12 protein-coding genes and 1 other RNA gene are annotated in these 18,604 nt (G+C 61.7%); 7 read left to right on the top strand and 6 right to left on the bottom strand.

Annotated elements, in window-relative coordinates; all coding sequences use genetic code 11:
- Window positions 1-266: 266 nt before the first annotated feature.
- Complete coding sequence (locus BT125_RS14380; RefSeq protein WP_072407902.1) at window positions 267-1,031, top strand: GntR family transcriptional regulator; 765 nt, start codon at window positions 267-269, stop codon at window positions 1,029-1,031.
- A 133-nt stretch (window positions 1,032-1,164) separates the two neighbouring features.
- Here the strand turns inward: BT125_RS14380 and guaD are convergent, their stop codons facing one another.
- The 4 genes from guaD to xdhA all read right to left on the bottom strand — a co-directional run bounded on the left by guaD (window position 1,165) and on the right by xdhA (window position 7,294).
- On the bottom strand, window positions 1,165-2,469 hold the full coding sequence (guaD, locus tag BT125_RS14375) for a guanine deaminase (protein ID WP_072407900.1): 1,305 nt from the start codon (window positions 2,467-2,469) through the stop codon (window positions 1,165-1,167).
- 19 nt (window positions 2,470-2,488) lie between these two features.
- Complete coding sequence (xdhC, locus tag BT125_RS14370; protein WP_072407898.1) at window positions 2,489-3,331, bottom strand: xanthine dehydrogenase accessory protein XdhC; 843 nt, start codon at window positions 3,329-3,331, stop codon at window positions 2,489-2,491.
- 116 nt (window positions 3,332-3,447) lie between these two features.
- Window positions 3,448-5,847: a xanthine dehydrogenase molybdopterin binding subunit gene (xdhB, locus tag BT125_RS14365; protein WP_072407896.1), complete on the bottom strand. Its 2,400-nt coding sequence runs from the start codon at window positions 5,845-5,847 to the stop codon at window positions 3,448-3,450.
- Complete coding sequence (xdhA, locus tag BT125_RS14360; RefSeq protein WP_072407894.1) at window positions 5,840-7,294, bottom strand: xanthine dehydrogenase small subunit; 1,455 nt, start codon at window positions 7,292-7,294, stop codon at window positions 5,840-5,842. Before xdhA ends, xdhB begins: the two co-directional genes overlap by 8 nt.
- A gap of 370 nt (window positions 7,295-7,664) precedes the next feature.
- Here xdhA and BT125_RS14355 point away from each other — a divergent pair, with 370 nt between their 5' ends.
- The 6 genes from BT125_RS14355 (at window position 7,665) to ffs (ending at window position 17,085) form a co-directional block, all read left to right on the top strand.
- Window positions 7,665-8,324, top strand: a complete 660-nt coding sequence (locus tag BT125_RS14355; RefSeq protein ID WP_072407892.1) for a GntR family transcriptional regulator — start codon at window positions 7,665-7,667, stop codon at window positions 8,322-8,324.
- Window position 8,325: 1 nt separating this feature from the next.
- Window positions 8,326-11,814 (top strand): chromosome segregation protein SMC, encoded by a 3,489-nt coding sequence (gene smc / locus BT125_RS14350; protein WP_072407890.1) that lies wholly within the window; start codon window positions 8,326-8,328, stop codon window positions 11,812-11,814.
- A 258-nt stretch (window positions 11,815-12,072) separates the two neighbouring features.
- On the top strand, window positions 12,073-12,918 hold the full coding sequence (zipA, locus tag BT125_RS14345) for a cell division protein ZipA (RefSeq protein WP_072407888.1): 846 nt from the start codon (window positions 12,073-12,075) through the stop codon (window positions 12,916-12,918).
- A gap of 132 nt (window positions 12,919-13,050) precedes the next feature.
- Entirely contained in the window at window positions 13,051-15,414 is a 2,364-nt protein-coding gene (ligA, locus tag BT125_RS14340; RefSeq protein ID WP_072407885.1) for an NAD-dependent DNA ligase LigA, read from the top strand.
- A 124-nt stretch (window positions 15,415-15,538) separates the two neighbouring features.
- Complete coding sequence (locus BT125_RS14335) at window positions 15,539-16,699, top strand: zinc-binding metallopeptidase family protein (protein ID WP_072407883.1); 1,161 nt, start codon at window positions 15,539-15,541, stop codon at window positions 16,697-16,699.
- 289 nt (window positions 16,700-16,988) lie between these two features.
- Window positions 16,989-17,085: signal recognition particle sRNA small type (gene ffs, locus BT125_RS14330), an RNA gene on the top strand.
- A 181-nt stretch (window positions 17,086-17,266) separates the two neighbouring features.
- Here ffs and BT125_RS14325 read toward each other — a convergent pair.
- Window positions 17,267-17,773, bottom strand: a complete 507-nt coding sequence (locus BT125_RS14325; protein WP_072407881.1) for a DUF4823 domain-containing protein — start codon at window positions 17,771-17,773, stop codon at window positions 17,267-17,269.
- A 199-nt stretch (window positions 17,774-17,972) separates the two neighbouring features.
- Window positions 17,973-18,287, bottom strand: a complete 315-nt coding sequence (locus BT125_RS14320) for a helix-turn-helix domain-containing protein (RefSeq protein ID WP_053120652.1) — start codon at window positions 18,285-18,287, stop codon at window positions 17,973-17,975.
- Between the last annotated feature and the right edge of the window lie 317 nt (window positions 18,288-18,604).

The raw sequence follows: 18,604 nt of genomic DNA, 5'->3' as shown, positions 1-18,604 counted from the left end.
AGAACGCCTCGGTTCCAAGGCATAACGCGTCAGCTCTATCGCGGGCAAGCCTTGCTCCCACAGATGTCACAGAATGGTGGGTTTAAGCCTAAACTCAACCCTGTGAGCGATTGCAATACAGCCATGCCCGCAAACAGCCGTACAGTCGTGTTGCCATCAGAGGTTGTGTACAATCGAGCTGTTTTTTACGCGATACTTGCCAGCGACCCGCTGTGCCGTATTACAGTCACGGTCAATTCGCCGCAGTTCTCCCGACTCGAGTGCCCATGAACGAACAGTTGCAGCCCCTCAAGAAACAACCGCGAGCTGGTAAAGCCGGCCGCAGCGGAACCCAGGACGATATTGTCTATGCGCATATCTTCGAGGCGATCCTCGAACAACGCCTGGCACCCGGTACCAAGTTGAGCGAAGAGGCGCTGGGGGAAATTTTCGGGGTCAGCCGCACGATCATCCGCCGGGCGTTGTCACGCCTGGCCCACGAAGGCGTGGTGTTGCTGCGGCCCAATCGCGGTGCCGTGGTGGCGAGCCCCAGTGTCGAAGAGGCCCGCCAGGTGTTCATGGCTCGGCGCCTGGTGGAGCGGGCGATCACCGAGCTGGCGGTGCAGCATGCCACGTCCGAACAACTGGCTGAGCTGCGGCAGATGGTCAGCGATGAGCGCGACAGTTTTTCCCGTGGCGACCGCGGCGCCGGCATCCGTTTGTCGGGCGAGTTCCACCTCAAGCTGGCCGAAGCGGCGAAGAACGCCCCGCTGATCAGTTTCCAGCGCAGCCTCGTGTCCCAGACGTCGCTGATCATCGCCCAGTACGAAAGCGGCAACCGCTCCCACTGTTCCTACGACGAACACACCCAGTTGATCGACGCCATCGAGGCGCGCGATGCGACGTTGGCGGTGGACCTGATGATGCATCACATGGACCACATCGACAGCAAACTCAACCTTGACGAAGAAAGCGCGTCGGATGATTTGCACGCGGTGTTCTCGCATTTGTTGCAGAGCAAGAAACCGGGGCGCTCGACCGCCAAGCTCTGATTGAATCAGTGACACTGAGTCGCGCCCTTCGCGAGCAAGCCCGCTCCCACATTCGACCGCGTTATTAAGTTATACGCCGAACAAATGTGGGAGCGGGCTTGCTCGCGAAAGCGGTATGACAGACGAAAAAAATCTAGCGCTGATGCACCAATTTACCGGCCGCATAAGTCTGCGCCACCGTCCGGTCATCCCCCAGCGTCATCAACACGAACAACCGCTCGGCAATGTCCTTGGCCTGCTTGAGGCGATAGCTCAGCAGCGGTGTGGCGTTGTAGTCCAAAACCAGGAAGTCCGCGTCCGTCCCCGGCTGCAACGTGCCGATCCTGTCTTCCAGGCGCAGGGCCCGGGCGCCGCCGAGGGTGGCCAGGTACAGCGACTTGAACGGGCTCAGCCGCGCGCCCTGCAGTTGCATCACCTTGTAGGCCTCGTTCAGGGTGTGCAGCAGAGAAAAACTGGTGCCGCCACCGACGTCCGTGCCCAACCCTACGTTCACCTTATGCTTCTCGGCCATCGGCAGGTTGAACAGGCCGCTGCCCAGGAAAAAGTTCGAGGTCGGGCAGAAGGCGATGGCCGAACCGGTCTCGGCCAGGCGCGCGCATTCGTCGTCGCACAGGTGCACGCCGTGGGCGAACACCGAGCGCTCGCCGAGCAACTGGTAGTGATCGTAGACGTCCAGGTAACCCTTGCGCTCCGGGAACAGTTCCTTGACCCACTGCACCTCCTGCAGGTTCTCACTGATGTGGGTTTGCAAGTACAAGTCGGGGTATTCCCCCAGCAACTGACCGGCCAGGGCCAGTTGTTCCGGGGTGCTGGTGGGCGCGAAGCGTGGGGTCACGGCGTAGTGCAGCCGGCCCTTGCCGTGCCAGCGCTCGATCAGCGCCTTGCTCTCGGTATAGCTGGATTCGGCGGTGTCGGTCAGGTAGTCCGGGGCGTTGCGGTCCATCATCACCTTGCCGGCGATCATCCGCAGGTCGAGCTTCTGGGCCACTTCGAAAAACGCATTCACCGACTGCGGATGCACGCTGCCGAACACCAGGGCGGTGGTAGTGCCGTTGCGCAGCAATTCCTTGACGAAAATATCCGCCACCGCGTCGGCGTGGGCCTTGTCGGCGAACTGGCTTTCGCAGGGGAAGGTGTAGGTGTTGAGCCAGTCCAACAGTTGCTCGCCATAGGCGCCGACCATGCCGGTTTGCGGCAGGTGGATGTGGGTGTCGATCAAACCTGGCGTAATCAGCGCGTCCGGGTAATGGGCGATTTCGATATCCGCCGCCAGGGTCGGCAGCAGGTCATGGGCGTGGCCGATGGCGCTGATCTGGCCGTTCTCCACCACCAGCAAACCGTCTTCGAAATATTCATAGGACGCTTCGATACCCACTTCGGCCGGGTCGGCGAGGCTGTGGAGCAGGGCGGCGCGGTAGGCTTTGCGTGTCAGGGGCATGGGAATTCTCAACGAATGTTCAACGGTTCGCCTGGCTGCGGCGCGAGGCCGGCAGCAGCTTGGCAATCGGTTCGGCGCGCACGGTGTGCTGGCCGAAATCGGCGTTATAGGTGGCGATGATTTCGCCGGCGATGGAGATGGCGATTTCCACAGGCAACTTGCCTTTGACTTCGCCGATGCCCATCGGGCAACGCATGCGTTGCAAGGTGGTGCTGTCGAAACCACGATCGCGCAGGCGATGTTCGAACTTGACCCGTTTGGTCTTCGAGCCGATCAGGCCGAAGTAGGCAAAGTCGTTGCGCTTGAGGATCGCGGCGCTCAGTTCCAGGTCGAGCTGATGGTTGTGGGTCATGACGATGCAGTAGCTGCCGGGGGGCAATGCGTCGACTTCATCCAGTGGCTCTTCGGTGACGATCTTGTGCACGCCGTGGGGCAAGTGTTCGGGGAATTCCGCTTCCCGCGAATCGATCCAGCGCACCTTGCAGGGCAGGCTCGCCAGCAGTGGCACCAGGGCGCGGCCGACATGGCCGGCGCCGAATACGGCGATCTGCGCCTGGACCTGGCCCATGGGTTCGAACAGCAACACGGTGACGCCGCCGCAGCACTGGCCCAGGCTCGCACCGAGGCTGAAGCGCTCCAGATGGGTATTCTGCTGGCCACTGGCGAGCATGTTCCGGGCGATTTCCATGGCCTTGTATTCCAGGTGCCCGCCACCGATGGTGTCGAACGTCTGGCTGGCGCTGATGACCATCTTCGAACCGGCGTTGCGCGGGGTGGAGCCGAGTTCTTCGATGATCGTCACCAGCACACAGGGTTCGCCGCGGGTTTGCAGGTCGGCGAGGGCGCTGATCCAGTTGTACATATTCACCTCGACATCTCTTTTGTCTGTTCGGCCGCCTTCGCGAGCAAGCCCGCTCCCACATTTGGATCGCGGTCCCCTGTGGGAGCGGGCTTGCTCGCGAAGGCCGTGCCTCGGTCTCAGAGCGAAGCCAACTCGATTTCAGCTTTTCCAACCTTCACGGCCTTCAACTGCCGCATCTGCTCACACCCCCACAACACCCGCTCCGGCGTGGCCGGGGCGTCGATGTTCGGCTGATGCCGGTAATCCCCCAGGCTCGCCACGGCGTCCTTGATGGCGCACCACGCGGCGATGCCGAGCATGAACGGCGGTTCGCCCACGGCCTTGGAGTGAAACACCGTGTCTTCAGGGTTCTTGCGGTTTTCCACCAGCTTGACCCGCAGGTCCAGGGGCATGTCGGCTACGGCGGGGATCTTGTAGCTGGCCGGGCCGTTGGTCATCAGCTTGCCCTTGTCGTTCCACACCAGCTCTTCCATGGTGAGCCAGCCCATGCCCTGGATGAAACCACCCTCGACCTGGCCGATGTCGATGGCCGGGTTCAGCGAGGCGCCGACGTCGTGGAGGATGTCGGTGCGCAGCATCTTGTACTCGCCGGTGAGGGTGTCGACGATCACCTCGGCACAGGCCGCGCCAAAGGCGTAGTAGTAGAAGGGGCGGCCACGGGCCTGGCTGCGGTCGTAGTAGATTTTCGGGGTCTTGTAGAAACCGGTGCTCGAAAGCGAGACCTGGGCGAAATACGCCTGCTGCACCAGCGCCTCGAAGCTGAGGATGTGATCACGTACGCGCACATGGCCGTTGTGGAATGCCACGTCTTCTTCGCTGACCTTGTATTGCCGCGCCGCGAATTCCACCAGGCGTCGCTTGATGGTTTCGGCGGCGTTCTGCGCGGCCTTGCCGTTCAGGTCAGCGCCGCTGGAGGCGGCGGTAGGCGAGGTGTTCGGCACTTTGTCGGTGTTGGTCGCGGTGATCTGCACGCGGTCCATTTCCACCTGGAACACCTCGGCCACCACTTGGGCGACCTTGGTGTTCAGGCCTTGGCCCATTTCGGTGCCGCCATGGTTGAGGTGGATGCTGCCGTCGGTATAGACGTGGATCAGCGCGCCGGCCTGGTTGAGGAAGCTGGCGGTGAACGAAATGCCGAATTTCACCGGGGTCAGCGCCAGGCCTTTTTTCAGGATCGGGCTGTTGGCGTTGTAGCGGCGGATCGCTTCACGGCGCTCGGCGTATTGGCTGCTTTCTTCAAGCTCTGCGGTCATTTCCTCGAGCATGTTGTGCTCGACAGTCTGGTAGTAGTGGGTGACGTTGCGTTCGGTCTTGCCGTAATAGTTGGCCTTGCGCACCGCCAGCGGATCCAGACCCAGGTGCCGGGCGATGGCATCCATCACCTCTTCGATGGCGACCATGCCTTGGGGCCCGCCGAAACCACGATAGGCGGTGTTCGACGCGGTGTTGGTCTTGCAGCGGTGGCCGTTGATGGTGGCATCGCCCAGGTAGTAGGCGTTATCGGCATGGAACATCGCCCGGTCGACGATGGAGGCCGACAGGTCCGGCGAGCAACCGCAGTTGCCGGCCAGTTCCAGGGCGATGCCGTGCAAGCGTCCGCGGCTGTCGAAGCCTACGTCGTATTCGATGTAGAAAGGATGGCGCTTGCCGGTCATCAGCATGTCTTCGACCCGGGGCAGGCGCATCTTGGTCGGTTGCCCGGTGAGGTGGGCGATGACCGCGCACAGGCAAGCGGGGCTGGCGGCCTGGGTTTCCTTGCCGCCAAAGCCACCGCCCATGCGGCGCATGTCCACCACGACTTTATTCATCGACACGCCCAGCACTTCGGCCACCAGCTTCTGCACTTCGGTGGGGTTCTGGGTCGAACAGTAGACGATCATGCCGCCGTCCTCGGTGGGCATCACCGAGGAAATCTGGGTTTCCAGGTAAAAATGCTCCTGGCCGCCGATGTGCAGCGAGCCCTGGATGCGATGTTCGGCGCTCGCCAGCGCCGTGGCCGAATCGCCACGTTGGTGGGTGTGGCTGTCGAGCACGAAATGCCGCTTGCGCAGGGCTTCGACCACATCCAGTACCGGTTCCAGGTCTTCGTATTCGACGATGGCCGCCATCGCCGCCTTGCGGGCGGTTTCCAGGTCTCTGGCGGCGACGGCCAGCACCGGTTGGCCGACGAACTGCACGTCGTCGATGGCCAGCAGCGGGTCGCCGGGCAGCAGCGGGCCGATGTCCTTCAGCCCTGGAATGTCGGCATGGGTAATGGCGATGCGTACGCCTTCGAAGGCGTAGCAGGGCGTGGTATCGATGCGGATGATCCGGGCGTGGGCGCGGTCCGATAGCCGGGCATAGACGTGCAACTGGTTCGGGAATTCCAGGCGGTCATCGATGTACTGCGCTTCGCCGGACACATGCTTGGCGGCGCTGTCATGCTTGACGCTACGGCCCACGCCAGAGGTCAGGTCACGGGCGAACAGCTCGGCCAATTCGGCCTGGGTCTTTTCTACGGCGTGATGGTTAGACATAAGCGGTCACCCGAGTCTCGATGTGCGGCGTTTGCAGTTCGATGAAGTATTTGCGCAACAGGTTGCGGGCGCTGAGCAGGCGGTATTCCTTGCTGGCGCGGAAGTCCGACAGTGGCGTGAAGTCCTCGGCCAGGGCGGCGCAGGCACGCTCGACGGTGCTGTCGGTCCACGGCGCACCGATCAATGCCGCTTCACAATGCTTGGCGCGCTTGGGTGTGGCGGCCATGCCGCCGAAGGCGACGCGGGCGTCGCTGACCACGCCGTTGTCGATGCGCAGGTTGAACGCTGCGCACACCGCGGAAATATCATCGTCCAGGCGTTTGGACACCTTGTAGGCGCGGAACGCCTGTTCGGCACTGGCCCGGGGCACGATGATCTTCTCGATGAATTCGCTTTCCTGGCGCGCGGTGACCCGGTAGTCGATGAAATAGTCTTCCAGGGCCAGGGTGCGCCGGGTCTGGCCCTTGCACAGCACGATTTGCGCACCGAGGGCGATCAGCAAGGGCGGCGAGTCGCCAATCGGCGAGGCGTTGCCGATGTTGCCGCCGAGGGTGCCCTGGTTGCGGATCTGCAGCGAGGCGAAGCGTTGCAGCAGTTCGCCAAAGTCCGGGTATTCGGCTTTCAGGGCTTCGTAGCAATCGGAGAGGGCGGTGGCGGCGCCGATCTCCAGGCGATCGTCGAAACGCTCGATGCGCTTGAGTTCGGCGACGTTGCCCACGTAGATCATCACCGGCAGGGTGCGGTGAAATTGCGTGACTTCCAGGGCCAGGTCCGTGCCGCCGGCCAGCAGGCGCGCCTGGGGATAGGCGTCGTAGAGATCAGCCAGGTCGGCCACGGTCAGCGGCACCAGGCAGCGTTTGTTGCCGCTGTTGAGCTCGCCGGTCTCGGTCGGTGCGATGGCTTTAAGGCGAGCGATGGTCTCGGCCTCGCGGGCGTCGAAATGGTCCGGTTGCTTGCCGCAACAGGCCTGCTCGGCGGCTGCCAGGATCGGCCGATAGCCGGTGCAACGGCACAGGTTGCCGGCCAGGGCTTCGTGGGCTTTGTGGGCGTCGGGCTGCTCGCTGTTTTTTTGCAGGGCGAACAGCGACATGACGAAGCCCGGTGTGCAGAAGCCGCACTGCGAACCGTGGCAATCGACCATCGCCTGCTGGACGCTGTGCAGTTGGCCCTGGTGCTTGAGGTCTTCGACGCTGATCAGTTGTTTGCCGTGCAGGGACGAGACGAAGGTCAGGCACGAATTGAGGCTGCGGTAGCGAATGCGTTCGCGGCCATTCGCGTCCGTTTCCAATTCGCCCACCACCACAGTGCACGCACCACAGTCGCCGCTGGCGCAGCCTTCTTTGGTGCCTGGTTTGCCAACGTGTTCGCGTAAATAGTTGAGCACGGTCAGGTTCGGGTCCAGGGCGTGCTCGCTACGGAGTTCCTGGTTGAGTAAAAACTGGATCACGGAAGGCCTCGCAGACTCATTATTGTTGTATCGACATGGGCCTGAATTTATCAGGTCTGACTTTTCGGTCAATGATTTTCTGACTTAAAGGTCAGGAAAATTCGTCTAGTCGATCAACTGCCGTGTTTGGTCAGTATGGACCTATTGTGGGAGCGAGCTTGCTCGCGATAGTGCCGGGTCTGTCGATGCGTTCATCGGCTGGTGCACCGCCATCGCGAGCAAGCTCGCTCCCACAGGTTTGGTTCAGGATGAAAAGCTCAAACTTTTTTGCTTATATCGTGCCAAAAACCCGCTGCAGGCCCTGCGCCATGACGTATCGAGTGCGCTACACTGCGCCGCTTGTGCAAATCGAAGAGTTTGAAGGACAACCATGACGTTCAAGGCCCCGGACAGCCTCGCCGAGCAAATCGCCCACCATCTCGCCGAACGCATCATTCGCGGCGAAATGAAGCCGGGAGAGCGCATCCAGGAACAGAAGGTCACGCTGGCGCTCAATGTCAGCCGCGGCTCGGTCCGCGAGGCCTTGCTGATCCTGGAACGACGCCATTTGATCGCGATCCTGCCGCGCCGTGGCGCCCACGTCACCGAACTCACCGAGCACAAGGTGCGCAGCCTCTGCGCGCTGATGAGCGAGCTGTACATCCTGTTGGGCAACGCCGTGGCCCATGGCTGGAAAGAACAGGCCGACATGGCGCCGTTCGTGGCGATCCAGCAGCGTCTCAAGGATGCTTACGCGCGCCAGGATATCCGCACTTTCGTCGATGAAAGCTTTAGTGTGATGCGCGCGGCCTATCCTTTCGCCAACAACCCGTACCTGCAGGAAACCGTCGAGAACCTGCAACCGGCCATGAGTCGTGCCTATTTCCTGGCCCTGGAACAGCGCAAGGCGGAAATGAGCGAATTCCTCGACCTGTTCCAGCGCCTCCTCGCCGCCGTGCTGGCCCGTGATCTGCCGCAGATCCGCATCGTGCTCACGGCCTACGCCCAGCGCAGTTGCGATCTGGTGGTTTCTGCCCTGACGGCGGCCTGACGTGCGGCTCAAGTGCATCAAGTTGGCGGGGTTCAAGTCCTTCGTCGACCCGACCACGGTGAACTTCCCCAGTAACATGGCGGCGGTGGTCGGACCCAACGGTTGCGGCAAGTCGAACATCATCGACGCCGTGCGCTGGGTGATGGGCGAGAGCTCGGCCAAGAACCTGCGCGGCGAGTCGATGACCGACGTCATCTTCAACGGTTCCACCAGTCGCAAACCGGTTAGCCAGGCGAGCATCGAGCTGGTGTTCGACAACTCTGACGGCACCCTTGTTGGCGAATATGCGGCTTATGCGGAAATTTCCATTCGTCGCAAAGTGACCCGCGACAGCCAGAACAGTTATTTCCTCAACGGCGCCAAGTGCCGGCGTCGCGACATCACCGATATTTTCCTCGGCACTGGCCTGGGCCCGCGCAGCTACTCGATCATCGAACAGGGCATGATCTCCAAGCTGATCGAAGCCAAGCCCGAGGACCTGCGCAACTTCATCGAAGAGGCTGCGGGGATTTCCAAATACAAGGAGCGACGGCGCGAGACCGAAAACCGCATTCGTCGCACCCACGAAAACCTGGCGCGCCTGACCGACCTGCGCGAAGAGCTCGAACGTCAGCTCGAACGTCTGCACCGCCAGGCCGAGGCCGCGAAGAAGTACCAGGAATACAAGGGCGAGGAGCGCCAGCTCAAGGCCCAGCTTTCGGCCCTGCGCTGGCAGGCGTTGAACGAGCAGGTCGGCCAGCGTGAAGCGATCATCGGTAACCAGGAAGTCAGCTTCGAAGCCCTGGTAGCCGAGCAGCGTAATGCGGACGCCGCCATCGAGCGCCTGCGCGACGGCCATCATGACCTGTCCGAGCGCTTCAACCTGGTGCAAGGGCGCTTCTATTCCGTGGGGGGCGACATCGCCCGGGTCGAGCAGAGCATCCAGCATGGGCAGCAACGGCTTCGGCAGTTGCAGGATGATTTGAAGGAGGCCGAGCGTGCGCGCCTGGAAACCGAATCCCACCTGGGCCACGACCGCACACTGCTGCTGACCCTCGGCGAAGAGCTGGACAGGCTCACGCCGGAGCAGGAAATCACCAGTGCCGCCGCCGAAGAGGCCGCCGCGGCCCTGGAAGAAGCCGAACTGACCATGCATGGCTGGCAAGAGCAGTGGGACAGTTTCAACCTGGCCTCGGCCGAGCCGCGGCGTCAGGCTGAAGTCCAGCAGTCGCGCATCCAGCAGTTGGAAACCAGTATGGAGCGCCTGGCCGAACGTCAGCGTCGGCTGTCCGAAGAGCGCGCCTTGCTCGCGGCGGACCCGGAAGACGCAGCGATCCTGGAACTGAGCGAACAACTGGCGACCAGCGAAGCCACCCTCGAAGACTTGCAGGCCAGCGAAGATGCCCAGGTCGAACGCCTTGAGCAACTGCGCCAGGCCTTGCAATTGGCCTTGCAGAACCAGCAGCAGGGCCAGGGTGAGTTGCAGCGACTCAATGGGCGCCTGGCTTCGCTGGAGGCCTTGCAGCAAGCGGCGCTGGACCCGGGCACCGGCACCGCCGAATGGCTGCGCGACCAGCATCTGGCCGAGCGTCCGCGGCTGGCCGAGGGTCTGAAGGTCGATGCCGGTTGGGAACTGGCGGTGGAAACCGTGCTGGGTGCCGACCTGCAAGCGGTGCTGGTGGATGACTTCGGCGGCTTCGACCTGTCGGGCTTCACCCAGGGCGATCTGCGCCTGCTCAGTCCGGCCGGCGACGGTGTACGCGTGCCCGGCAGCTTGCTGGATAAAGTCGAGGCCCAGGTTGACCTGTCGCCCTGGCTGGGGCAGGTCAAGCCGGTGGACAGCCTTGAACAGGCCTTGGCCCTGCGCGGGCAATTGGCGGCCGGCGAAAGCCTGATCAGTCGTGACGGGTATTGGGTCGGCCGGCATTTCCTGCGGGTGCGCCGGGCCAGCGAAGCCGAGAGCGGCATGCTCGCCCGTGGCCAGGAAATCCAGCGCCTGGGCGCCGAACGGGAAGAGCGCGAAGCCAGCGTCGAAGCCCTGGAAAGCGAATTGCAAAACCTGCGGGCGCAACAGCGTCAACAGGAAAACGGCCGCGAACACCTACGGCGACTGCTGCAGGATGAGGCGCGCCAGCAAGGCGAGCTCAAGGCGCAGTTGTCGGCCGGCAAGGCCAAGGTCGAGCAACTTGCGCTGCGTCGCACCCGCCTGGAAGAAGAAATCGCCGAACTGGGCGAGCAGCGGGCGCTGGAGCACGAACAGATCGGCGAGGCGCGCTTGCAACTGCAAGAGGCCCTCGATGCCATGGCACTGGACACCGAGCAACGTGAGCTGCTGCTGGCCCAGCGTGACAGCTTGCGTGAGCGCCTGGATCGGGTGCGCCAGGAAGCACGCCAGCACAAGGACCACGCCCATCAGTTGGCGGTGCGCCTGGGCTCGCTCAAGGCTCAATACGATTCCACGCGCCAGGCCTTGGAACGTCTGGAAATGCAGTCCGAACGCCTGACCGAGAAGCGCGAGCAGTTGAGCCTCAATCTGGAGGAGGGCGAGGCACCTTTGGAAGAGCTGCGCCTCAAGCTCGAAGAGTTGCTCGACAAGCGCATGAGCGTCGACGAAGAGCTCAAGACGGCGCAAATCGCCTTGGAGGACGCCGACCGCGAACTGCGCGACGCCGAGAAGCGCCGCAGCCAGGCCGAACAGCAATCGCAACTGATTCGCGGCCAGATGGAACAGCAGCGCATGGAGTGGCAAGCCCTGACGGTGCGGCGCAAAGCCTTGCAGGACCAATTGCTGGAAGATGGCTACGACCTCGACGGTGTGCTCGCCACCCTGGTGGCCGGGGCGAACGAGAAAGAGGCCGAGGAAGAGCTGGAGCGCATTGCCCAGCGTATCCAGCGCCTGGGGGCAATCAACCTGGCGGCCATCGACGAGTACCAGCAGCAGTCCGAGCGCAAGCGCTACCTGGACGCCCAGAACGATGATCTGGTGGAAGCGTTGGAGACCCTGGAAAACGTCATTCGCAAGATCGACAAGGAAACCCGCAACCGCTTCAAGGATACCTTTGATCAGATCAACGGCGGTTTGCAGGCCCTTTTTCCAAAAGTTTTCGGTGGTGGCAGTGCCTACTTGGAACTGACGGGCGAAGATTTACTCGATACAGGGGTGACAATCATGGCGCGTCCTCCTGGCAAGAAGAACAGCACCATCCATTTGCTCTCCGGTGGCGAAAAGGCGCTGACCGCGCTGGCCCTGGTCTTTGCCATCTTCAAATTGAACCCGGCGCCGTTCTGCATGCTCGACGAGGTCGACGCGCCGCTGGACGACGCCAACGTAGGCCGTTACGCACGGCTGGTGAAGGAGATGTCTGAAACGGTGCAGTTCATCTACATCACCCACAACAAGATCGCCATGGAAATGGCCGATCAGTTGATGGGGGTGACCATGCATGAACCGGGCTGTTCGCGACTGGTGGCGGTGGATGTGGAGGAGGCCATGGCCATGGTGGATGCCTGAACAACCGGTTGTAGGGCTTCTTCTTCGAGCGCTATAGGTATTTTTTACCCTGGGGGCTGATGTTCAATTCACAGATTGGGCACAAGCCTATGCGACAGACGGTGTAAAGTTATCTTTGGTCGTGCTAGTTTAATGTCAATTTTTCGTATGCGTGGGCAAAACGCCATTCAGAACATAGAGTTGGCGCCACGTTTTAAAGCGGTTTGCAAATAGCTAAGCCCCTTATTTTTCAGCATTTTTATAGAGGCACGGGATTACATGGAAATCGGTCTGCGCGAGTGGCTGATCGTCATCGGCATCATTGTCATTGCCGGTATTCTTTTCGACGGCTGGCGTCGCATGCGCGGCGGCAAGGGGAAACTGAAGTTTCGCCTGGATCGCAGCCTGTCGAACCTGCCCGATGAGGATGACAGCGCCGAACTGCTGGGCCCGCCGCGGGTGCTGGACACCCACAAGGAACCGCAACTGGACGAACACGACTTGCCGTCGATGAGCGCGCTTGTCCGCGAGCCACGGGAGTCGGGTTCCAAGCGCGGCAAGCGCAACAGCGAGCCGTCCCAGGGGGATTTGAACCTGAACCTCGACCTGGATGGTGGGCCGAGCTTCAGTAGTCGCGACGGCGACTTCCCGGACGAGACCAAGACCCCGAGCACCGACAAGGACCAGGCCCAGGCTGAAGAAGTGCTGGTGATCAGCGTGATCTGCCGCGACCCGGCCGGCTTCAAGGGCCCGGCGTTGCTGCAGAACATCCTCGAAAGCGGCCTGCGTTTCGGCGAGATGGACATTTTCCACCGCCACGAAAGCATGGCCGGTAACGGCGAGGTGCTGTTCTCCATGGCCAATGCGGTCAAGCCCGGTGTGTTCGACCTCGACGACATTGATCATTTCAGTACGCCGGCGGTGAGCTTCTTCCTCGGCCTGCCGGGCCCGCGTCATCCCAAGCAGGCCTTCGACGTGATGGTGGCCGCGGCGCGCAAGCTGTCCCAGGAACTCAATGGTGAACTGAAGGATGACCAGCGCAGTGTGCTGACCGCCCAGACCATCGAGCACTACCGCCAGCGCATCGTCGAATTCGAGCGCCGGGCGCTGACCCAGAAGCGCTGAGCGATGATGGCTCTCCTGCCCAGAGAGCTTTATGTGGCGAGGGAGCTTGCTCCCGCTGGGGTGCGAAGCACCCCCATGTATCAAGAAAATCGAGCAGCCTAGGCTGCTCTTTTGCTTTATGAGAGAACACCCATGAACGCCGTTGAAACCCGCATCCAACAGCTGCGTACCGAGCTGGATCAGCACAACTACCGCTACCACGTCCTCGATGAGCCAAGCATCCCCGATGCCGAGTACGACCGTCTGTTTCACGAGCTCAAGGCCCTGGAAGAGCAGCATCCGGAACTGGTCACCAGCGACTCCCCGACCCAACGGGTCGGCAGCGTGGCGCTGTCGGCGTTCAGCCAGGTGCGCCACGAGATCCCGATGCTCAGCCTGGGCAACGCCTTCGACGAAACCACAATGCGTGAATTCGACCGGCGGGTGACGGAAGGTCTCGACCTGCCCATGGGCGACTTGCTAGGCGGTGGCGCGGCGGTGGAGTACAGCTGCGAGCCGAAGCTCGATGGCCTGGCGGTCAGCCTGTTGTATCAGGACGGCATGCTGGTGCGCGGCGCCACGCGCGGTGACGGCACCACGGGCGAGGACATCAGCGTCAATGTGCGCACCGTGCGCAACATTCCCCTCAAGTTGCAGGGCACTGGCTGGCCACCGCTGCTGGAAGTGCGCGGCGAGGTGTACATGTCCAAGGCCGGCTTCGAGCGTCTCAACGCCACGCAGTTGGAGGCGGGCGGCAAGACGTTTGCCAACCCGCGCAACGCGGCGGCCGGAAGCCTGCGTCAGCTCGACTCCAGGATCACAGCCAACCGTCCCCTGGAGTTCTGTTGCTACGGCATCGGCCAGGTGACGTCGGACATCGCCGACACCCACATCGGCAACCTCAAGCAACTCAAGGCCTGGGGCATGCCCATCAGCCGTGAATTGAAGCTGGCCCACGGTATCGATGAATGCCTGGATTACTACCGTGACATCGGTGAGCGGCGCAACGCGTTGCCCTACGAGATCGACGGTGTGGTGTTCAAGGTCAACAGCATCGCTTCCCAGCGCGAGCTCGGTTTCCGCGCCCGGGAACCACGTTGGGCCATCGCCCACAAGTTTCCCGCCACTGAAGAGCTCACCGAGTTGCTGGACGTCGAGTTCCAGGTCGGCCGCACGGGGGCGGTGACTCCGGTGGCCCGCCTCAAACCGGTGAAAGTCGCCGGCGTGACCGTGGCCAACGCCACCCTGCACAACATGGACGAAGTGGCGCGCCTGGGCGTGATGATCGGCGACACCGTGATCATCCGCCGTGCCGGGGATGTGATCCCGCAGGTGGTGCAGGTCGTCACCGAGCGCCGTCCGGAAAACGCCCGCCCGGTGGAGGTGCCCCAGCAATGTCCCGTCTGCGGCTCCCACGTCGAGCGCACGCAATTGATCAAGCGCAGCAAGGGCCGTGAAACCGTCAGCGAAGGCGCGGTGTACCGCTGCGTCGGTCGCCTGGCCTGTGGCGCCCAACTCAAGCAGGCGATCATTCACTTCGTTTCGCGTCGGGCCATGGACATCGAGGGCCTGGGCGAGAAGAGCGTCGAGCAACTGGTGGATGAGGGGCTGGTGGGTTCGCCTGCCGATCTGTATGCCTTGACCTTCGAACAGGTGGTCGATCTGGAGGGCTTTGCCGAACTGTCGAGCAAGAACCTGCTGGCCGCCATCGTCGACAGCAAAAAACCAAGCCTGGCGCGGTTTATCTACGCCCTCGGTATTCCGGACGTGGGTGAGGAGACGGCCAAGGTCCTGGCCCGCTCCCTCGGTTCGCTGGAGCGCGTGCAGGCGGCCTTGCCTCAAGTGCTCACGTACTTGCCGGACGTCGGTCTGGAAGTCGCCCACGAGATCCACAGCTTCTTTGAAGACCCGCACAACCGCCAGGTGATCAAGGACCTGCTGCGTCATGGCCTCGAGATCCAGGACCAAGGCGAGCTGGGCGCCGAGTTCTCCGCCAGCACCACCCTGGGTGGCTTTCTCGACAAGTTGCACATTCCTTCGGTGGGACCGGGCGGGGCGCAGAAACTGGCGGACAAGTTCGGTTCGCTCGAAGGGGTGATGAACGCCGATTGGCTGGACATGCGCCAGGCGCTGCCGGAAAAGCAGGCCAACTCTGTACGCGAGTTTTTCGCCATCGCCGCCAACCGTCAGCAGGCCGAAGCGGCGGAACAGCAGTTGCGCGACTTCGGCATGCACTGGCAAAGCGAGAAGAAAGTCGTCGAAGGCTTGCCCGAGGCCGGGCACACCTGGGTGCTGACCGGTTCACTGGAGCTGTTGAGTCGTGACGTCGCCAAGGACAAGCTGGAGAGCCTGGGAGCCAAGGTCGCCGGTTCCGTGTCGGCGAAAACCCATTGCGTGGTGGCCGGGCCGGGGGCGGGTTCGAAGCTGACCAAGGCCAATGAGCTGGGACTCAAGGTGCTCGACGAAGCGGCGTTCGTGGCTTTTTTGAGTCAGCATGGCATCACGGTTCAATCGTGAGGCCTCCCTCTGTGGCGAGGAGCAAGCTCCCTCGCCACGATTTACCAGGTGTTGTGACGCAGTGCGGGGGAACGATCCGACACGGAGCATGATCTAGTCTTGCAGGCTCCAGGGAGAGATCGCCATGTACCGCTTCTTCGAACAATTGAGTTCACGCATCGCCGCACCGTTCATGGGCGACCGGTCGCGCAACAGCAAGGTGTGGTCGTGTCGTTGCGGCCAGTCCCTGTTTTTTCGCAACAGCCAATGCCTGGCCTGCCTGGCGGCCCTGGGGTATCAACCCGAGCAGAGTCGCCTGTCGTCCTTGCAGCCCGGTGAGCAACCCGGCACCTGGACACTGGATGCCGACCCGCAAGCCGGGCTGTTCCGCCGTTGCGCCAACCTCGACACCCCGGCCGCCTGTAATTGGCTGCTGCCGGACAATGGGCGCGATACCCTGTGCATCGCCTGCAGCTTGAACCGCACCATTCCCGACCTGTCGATTCCGGAAAACCCTGAGCGCTGGCGCAAGGTCGAGACCGCCAAGCGTCGGCTGGTCGCGCAACTGATTACCTTTGGCTTGCCGGTCATCCCGAAAACCGTCGACGAAAACATCGGCCTGGCCTTCGACTTCATCGGCGTCGACCCCGACGGCAAATCGCCGATGACCGGCCATGCCAGCGGGTTGATCACCCTCGACATCAAAGAGGCGGACGATGCCCACCGTGAGTACGTGCGTCAGCAGATGCGTGAGCCGTATCGCACCTTGCTCGGGCATTTTCGCCATGAGGTGGGGCATTACTACTGGGATCGGCTGATTGCCAACAGCCACTGGCTCGAGGCGTTTCGCGAGTTGTTCGGCGATGAGCGCGCCAGCTACGCCGAAGCCCTGGAACGCCACTACCAGCAAGGCGCGCCGCTGGATTGGCAAAGCCGTTACGTCAGCGCCTACGCCACCATGCACCCTTGGGAGGACTGGGCGGAAACCTGGGCCCATTACCTGCACATGATGGATGCGGTGGACACGGCCCTGGGCTTCGGCATGAGTGCCCGGGAGATGGATTTCGACTACCAGCCGTTCCCGCCCGAGACCTTGTACGATGCCGAACATGCTGGCGGCGCGGCTTTCCTCTCGTTCGTCAACGCCTGGATCGAACTGGCCGGCATGCTCAACGAACTGTCTCGCAGCATGGGCCAGCCGGATTTCTACCCATTCGTCGTACCAGCGGCGGTGATCACCAAACTGCACTTCATCCATCTGGTGATCCAGGAAGAGGGGGGGCGGGCGGATGAGGTGTTGTTGTAGTTTTCTGTGGAGGCAGCTTGCAACCCTGTTGAATGTACCGACGCCTTCGCGAGCAAGCTCGCCCCCACACGAAGCGCAGATCCCCTTGTGGGAGCGAGCTTGCTCGCGATAGCGACAGGTCAGCTTGCGATCATGCCGGATGTGCCGACCTCATCGCGGTCACGCTTTGTTCCCATAGCAAGTACTTGAACATCTTCAGTTTTTTAATCCGCCGCGAACGGTTGTAACTTCTTGCCAGATAGGTACAATGGCGCGGCTCGCCGTCAGGCGGGCGTCGTTATGGTGACCCCATCGGTCCCCCCGCAACGATTACCCGTGAACCTGGTCAGATCCGGAAGGAAGCAGCCACAGCGGGAACATTGTGTGCCGGGGTGTGGCTGGTGGGGTTGCCTCCATAACGCCCAAGCCTTCATTCGCAAGGTTTGCCAAATTCCAAATTTCTTGTTGTTTTGCCGATCGATACCGATCGGTGCTTTCTGCTGCCCAGACTTTGGCCGGACAGGGCAACCGAGCGTCAACGTCCACAAGCAGGCCGGTCCTGTGCATCGACAGGACCGGACCCTGCGGTCAGTACTGAGCCTTCACATACTCGGCTATCGGCTCTTGCAAAAGATCCTGTGGATGATCCCCGCCGAAAGTCGCCCATTTGCTTTTACCGGACAAGATCGCAGACCCCAGCGGCTGCACGCCAGTCGGGCCATAAATAGCGAGCTTCACTTCAATCTTGTCGGGGAGGCCCGACCATTCCGTGGCGCGTTCTTCCCAATGCAGGATTTCCGGGATGACGTAGTAGCCCGAAGGGCTGTTCTGTCTCAGGCAGCTCAATTCACGGCACGCGCCCACTACCGTCACTCGGTTGGTGTAATAAGAGAAGGCCGTCTTGACCGCGGCAGCTGTCATATCACCGGAGGCAGGGTAGGGCGTCGTTTCGTAGCGGCCGTCGACCGGTATGGCGATGGTGACGGGCAACTGCCGATCAAGTTTCCCTGGGTTGGGGAACACGTCTTGTTGCGCGTATTTGGCGGTGCAGCCTGTGGCGAGTATCGAGACAAGAATGATCGAAAGTTTATGCACGGAGTCCCCTGGGATTTTGTTGTGTCGACGAGTCGGTGGGCGTCATAGGGACGCAGGAATCAGCGCGTTGATAGTCCGGGTTCGCGGCAAGCGATGTCAACGTGGCATTATGTCTTGCATCACCCTCGAAATTGGGCAAGCGGGCAAAGAGAAGCCCAGCCGGTCTCGCATCGACAGGCCAGGCTTCTCTTTCACTGCGTCAAGGCTTGGACAAGGCCTGGTCGACCGCTGCGATCAGCTTTCCCAGGTCCTTCGGGGTGGCTTTGTGTATGACACCGAACAGGTACGCCCGCTGTTCGTCCTCATCGGCCATGTCGGCAAAAAAGGCCTTCAGCTGCACATCCAGCACGTTGGCAAGCAGGAACAAGGCTTCGACGCTGGGGGTGTAGGTGCCGGTTTCGAAGCGGCTGATGGTTTTAGGATCAAAACCGGTTTTTTCGCCAAGTTCAGCCTGAGTAAGCCCCGCTACTTTGCGGTAGCGTCTGATGGCCGGACCCAAACTTGAAATTTGCATCGCTTAATTCCCATTTAGAATCAAGAACTTAACGATAGATTTTCGCATTAGGCAACCGCGTGATCCATCACCTTGCTTTGCAAAATGTGATGTGTTTCGTAGAATCGGCCTTTGGCACGGGTATTTGGTGACCTGCTTTTCGAAGCCGAGGTGTGTGCAGGGGCCGGGCCTTGTGTTCTTGCCACGATACAAGGCAAGGGCTGAAGCTCTCCTTTGGCATCGCCAGGGCCCGCGCTCCAGCTTCTCTCAGAGTGTTTGAGCCTAGTTGATTTTCGCCTGTCCTGAAGGCGGTGCAACCGCGCGCGACAAATGAGCCT

It is taken from the genome of Pseudomonas sp. NFACC04-2, assembly GCF_900119265.1.
In the GTDB taxonomy this organism is placed as follows: domain Bacteria; phylum Pseudomonadota; class Gammaproteobacteria; order Pseudomonadales; family Pseudomonadaceae; genus Aquipseudomonas; species Aquipseudomonas fluorescens_AA.
This window is presented reverse-complemented; position numbering and strand designations above follow the sequence as displayed.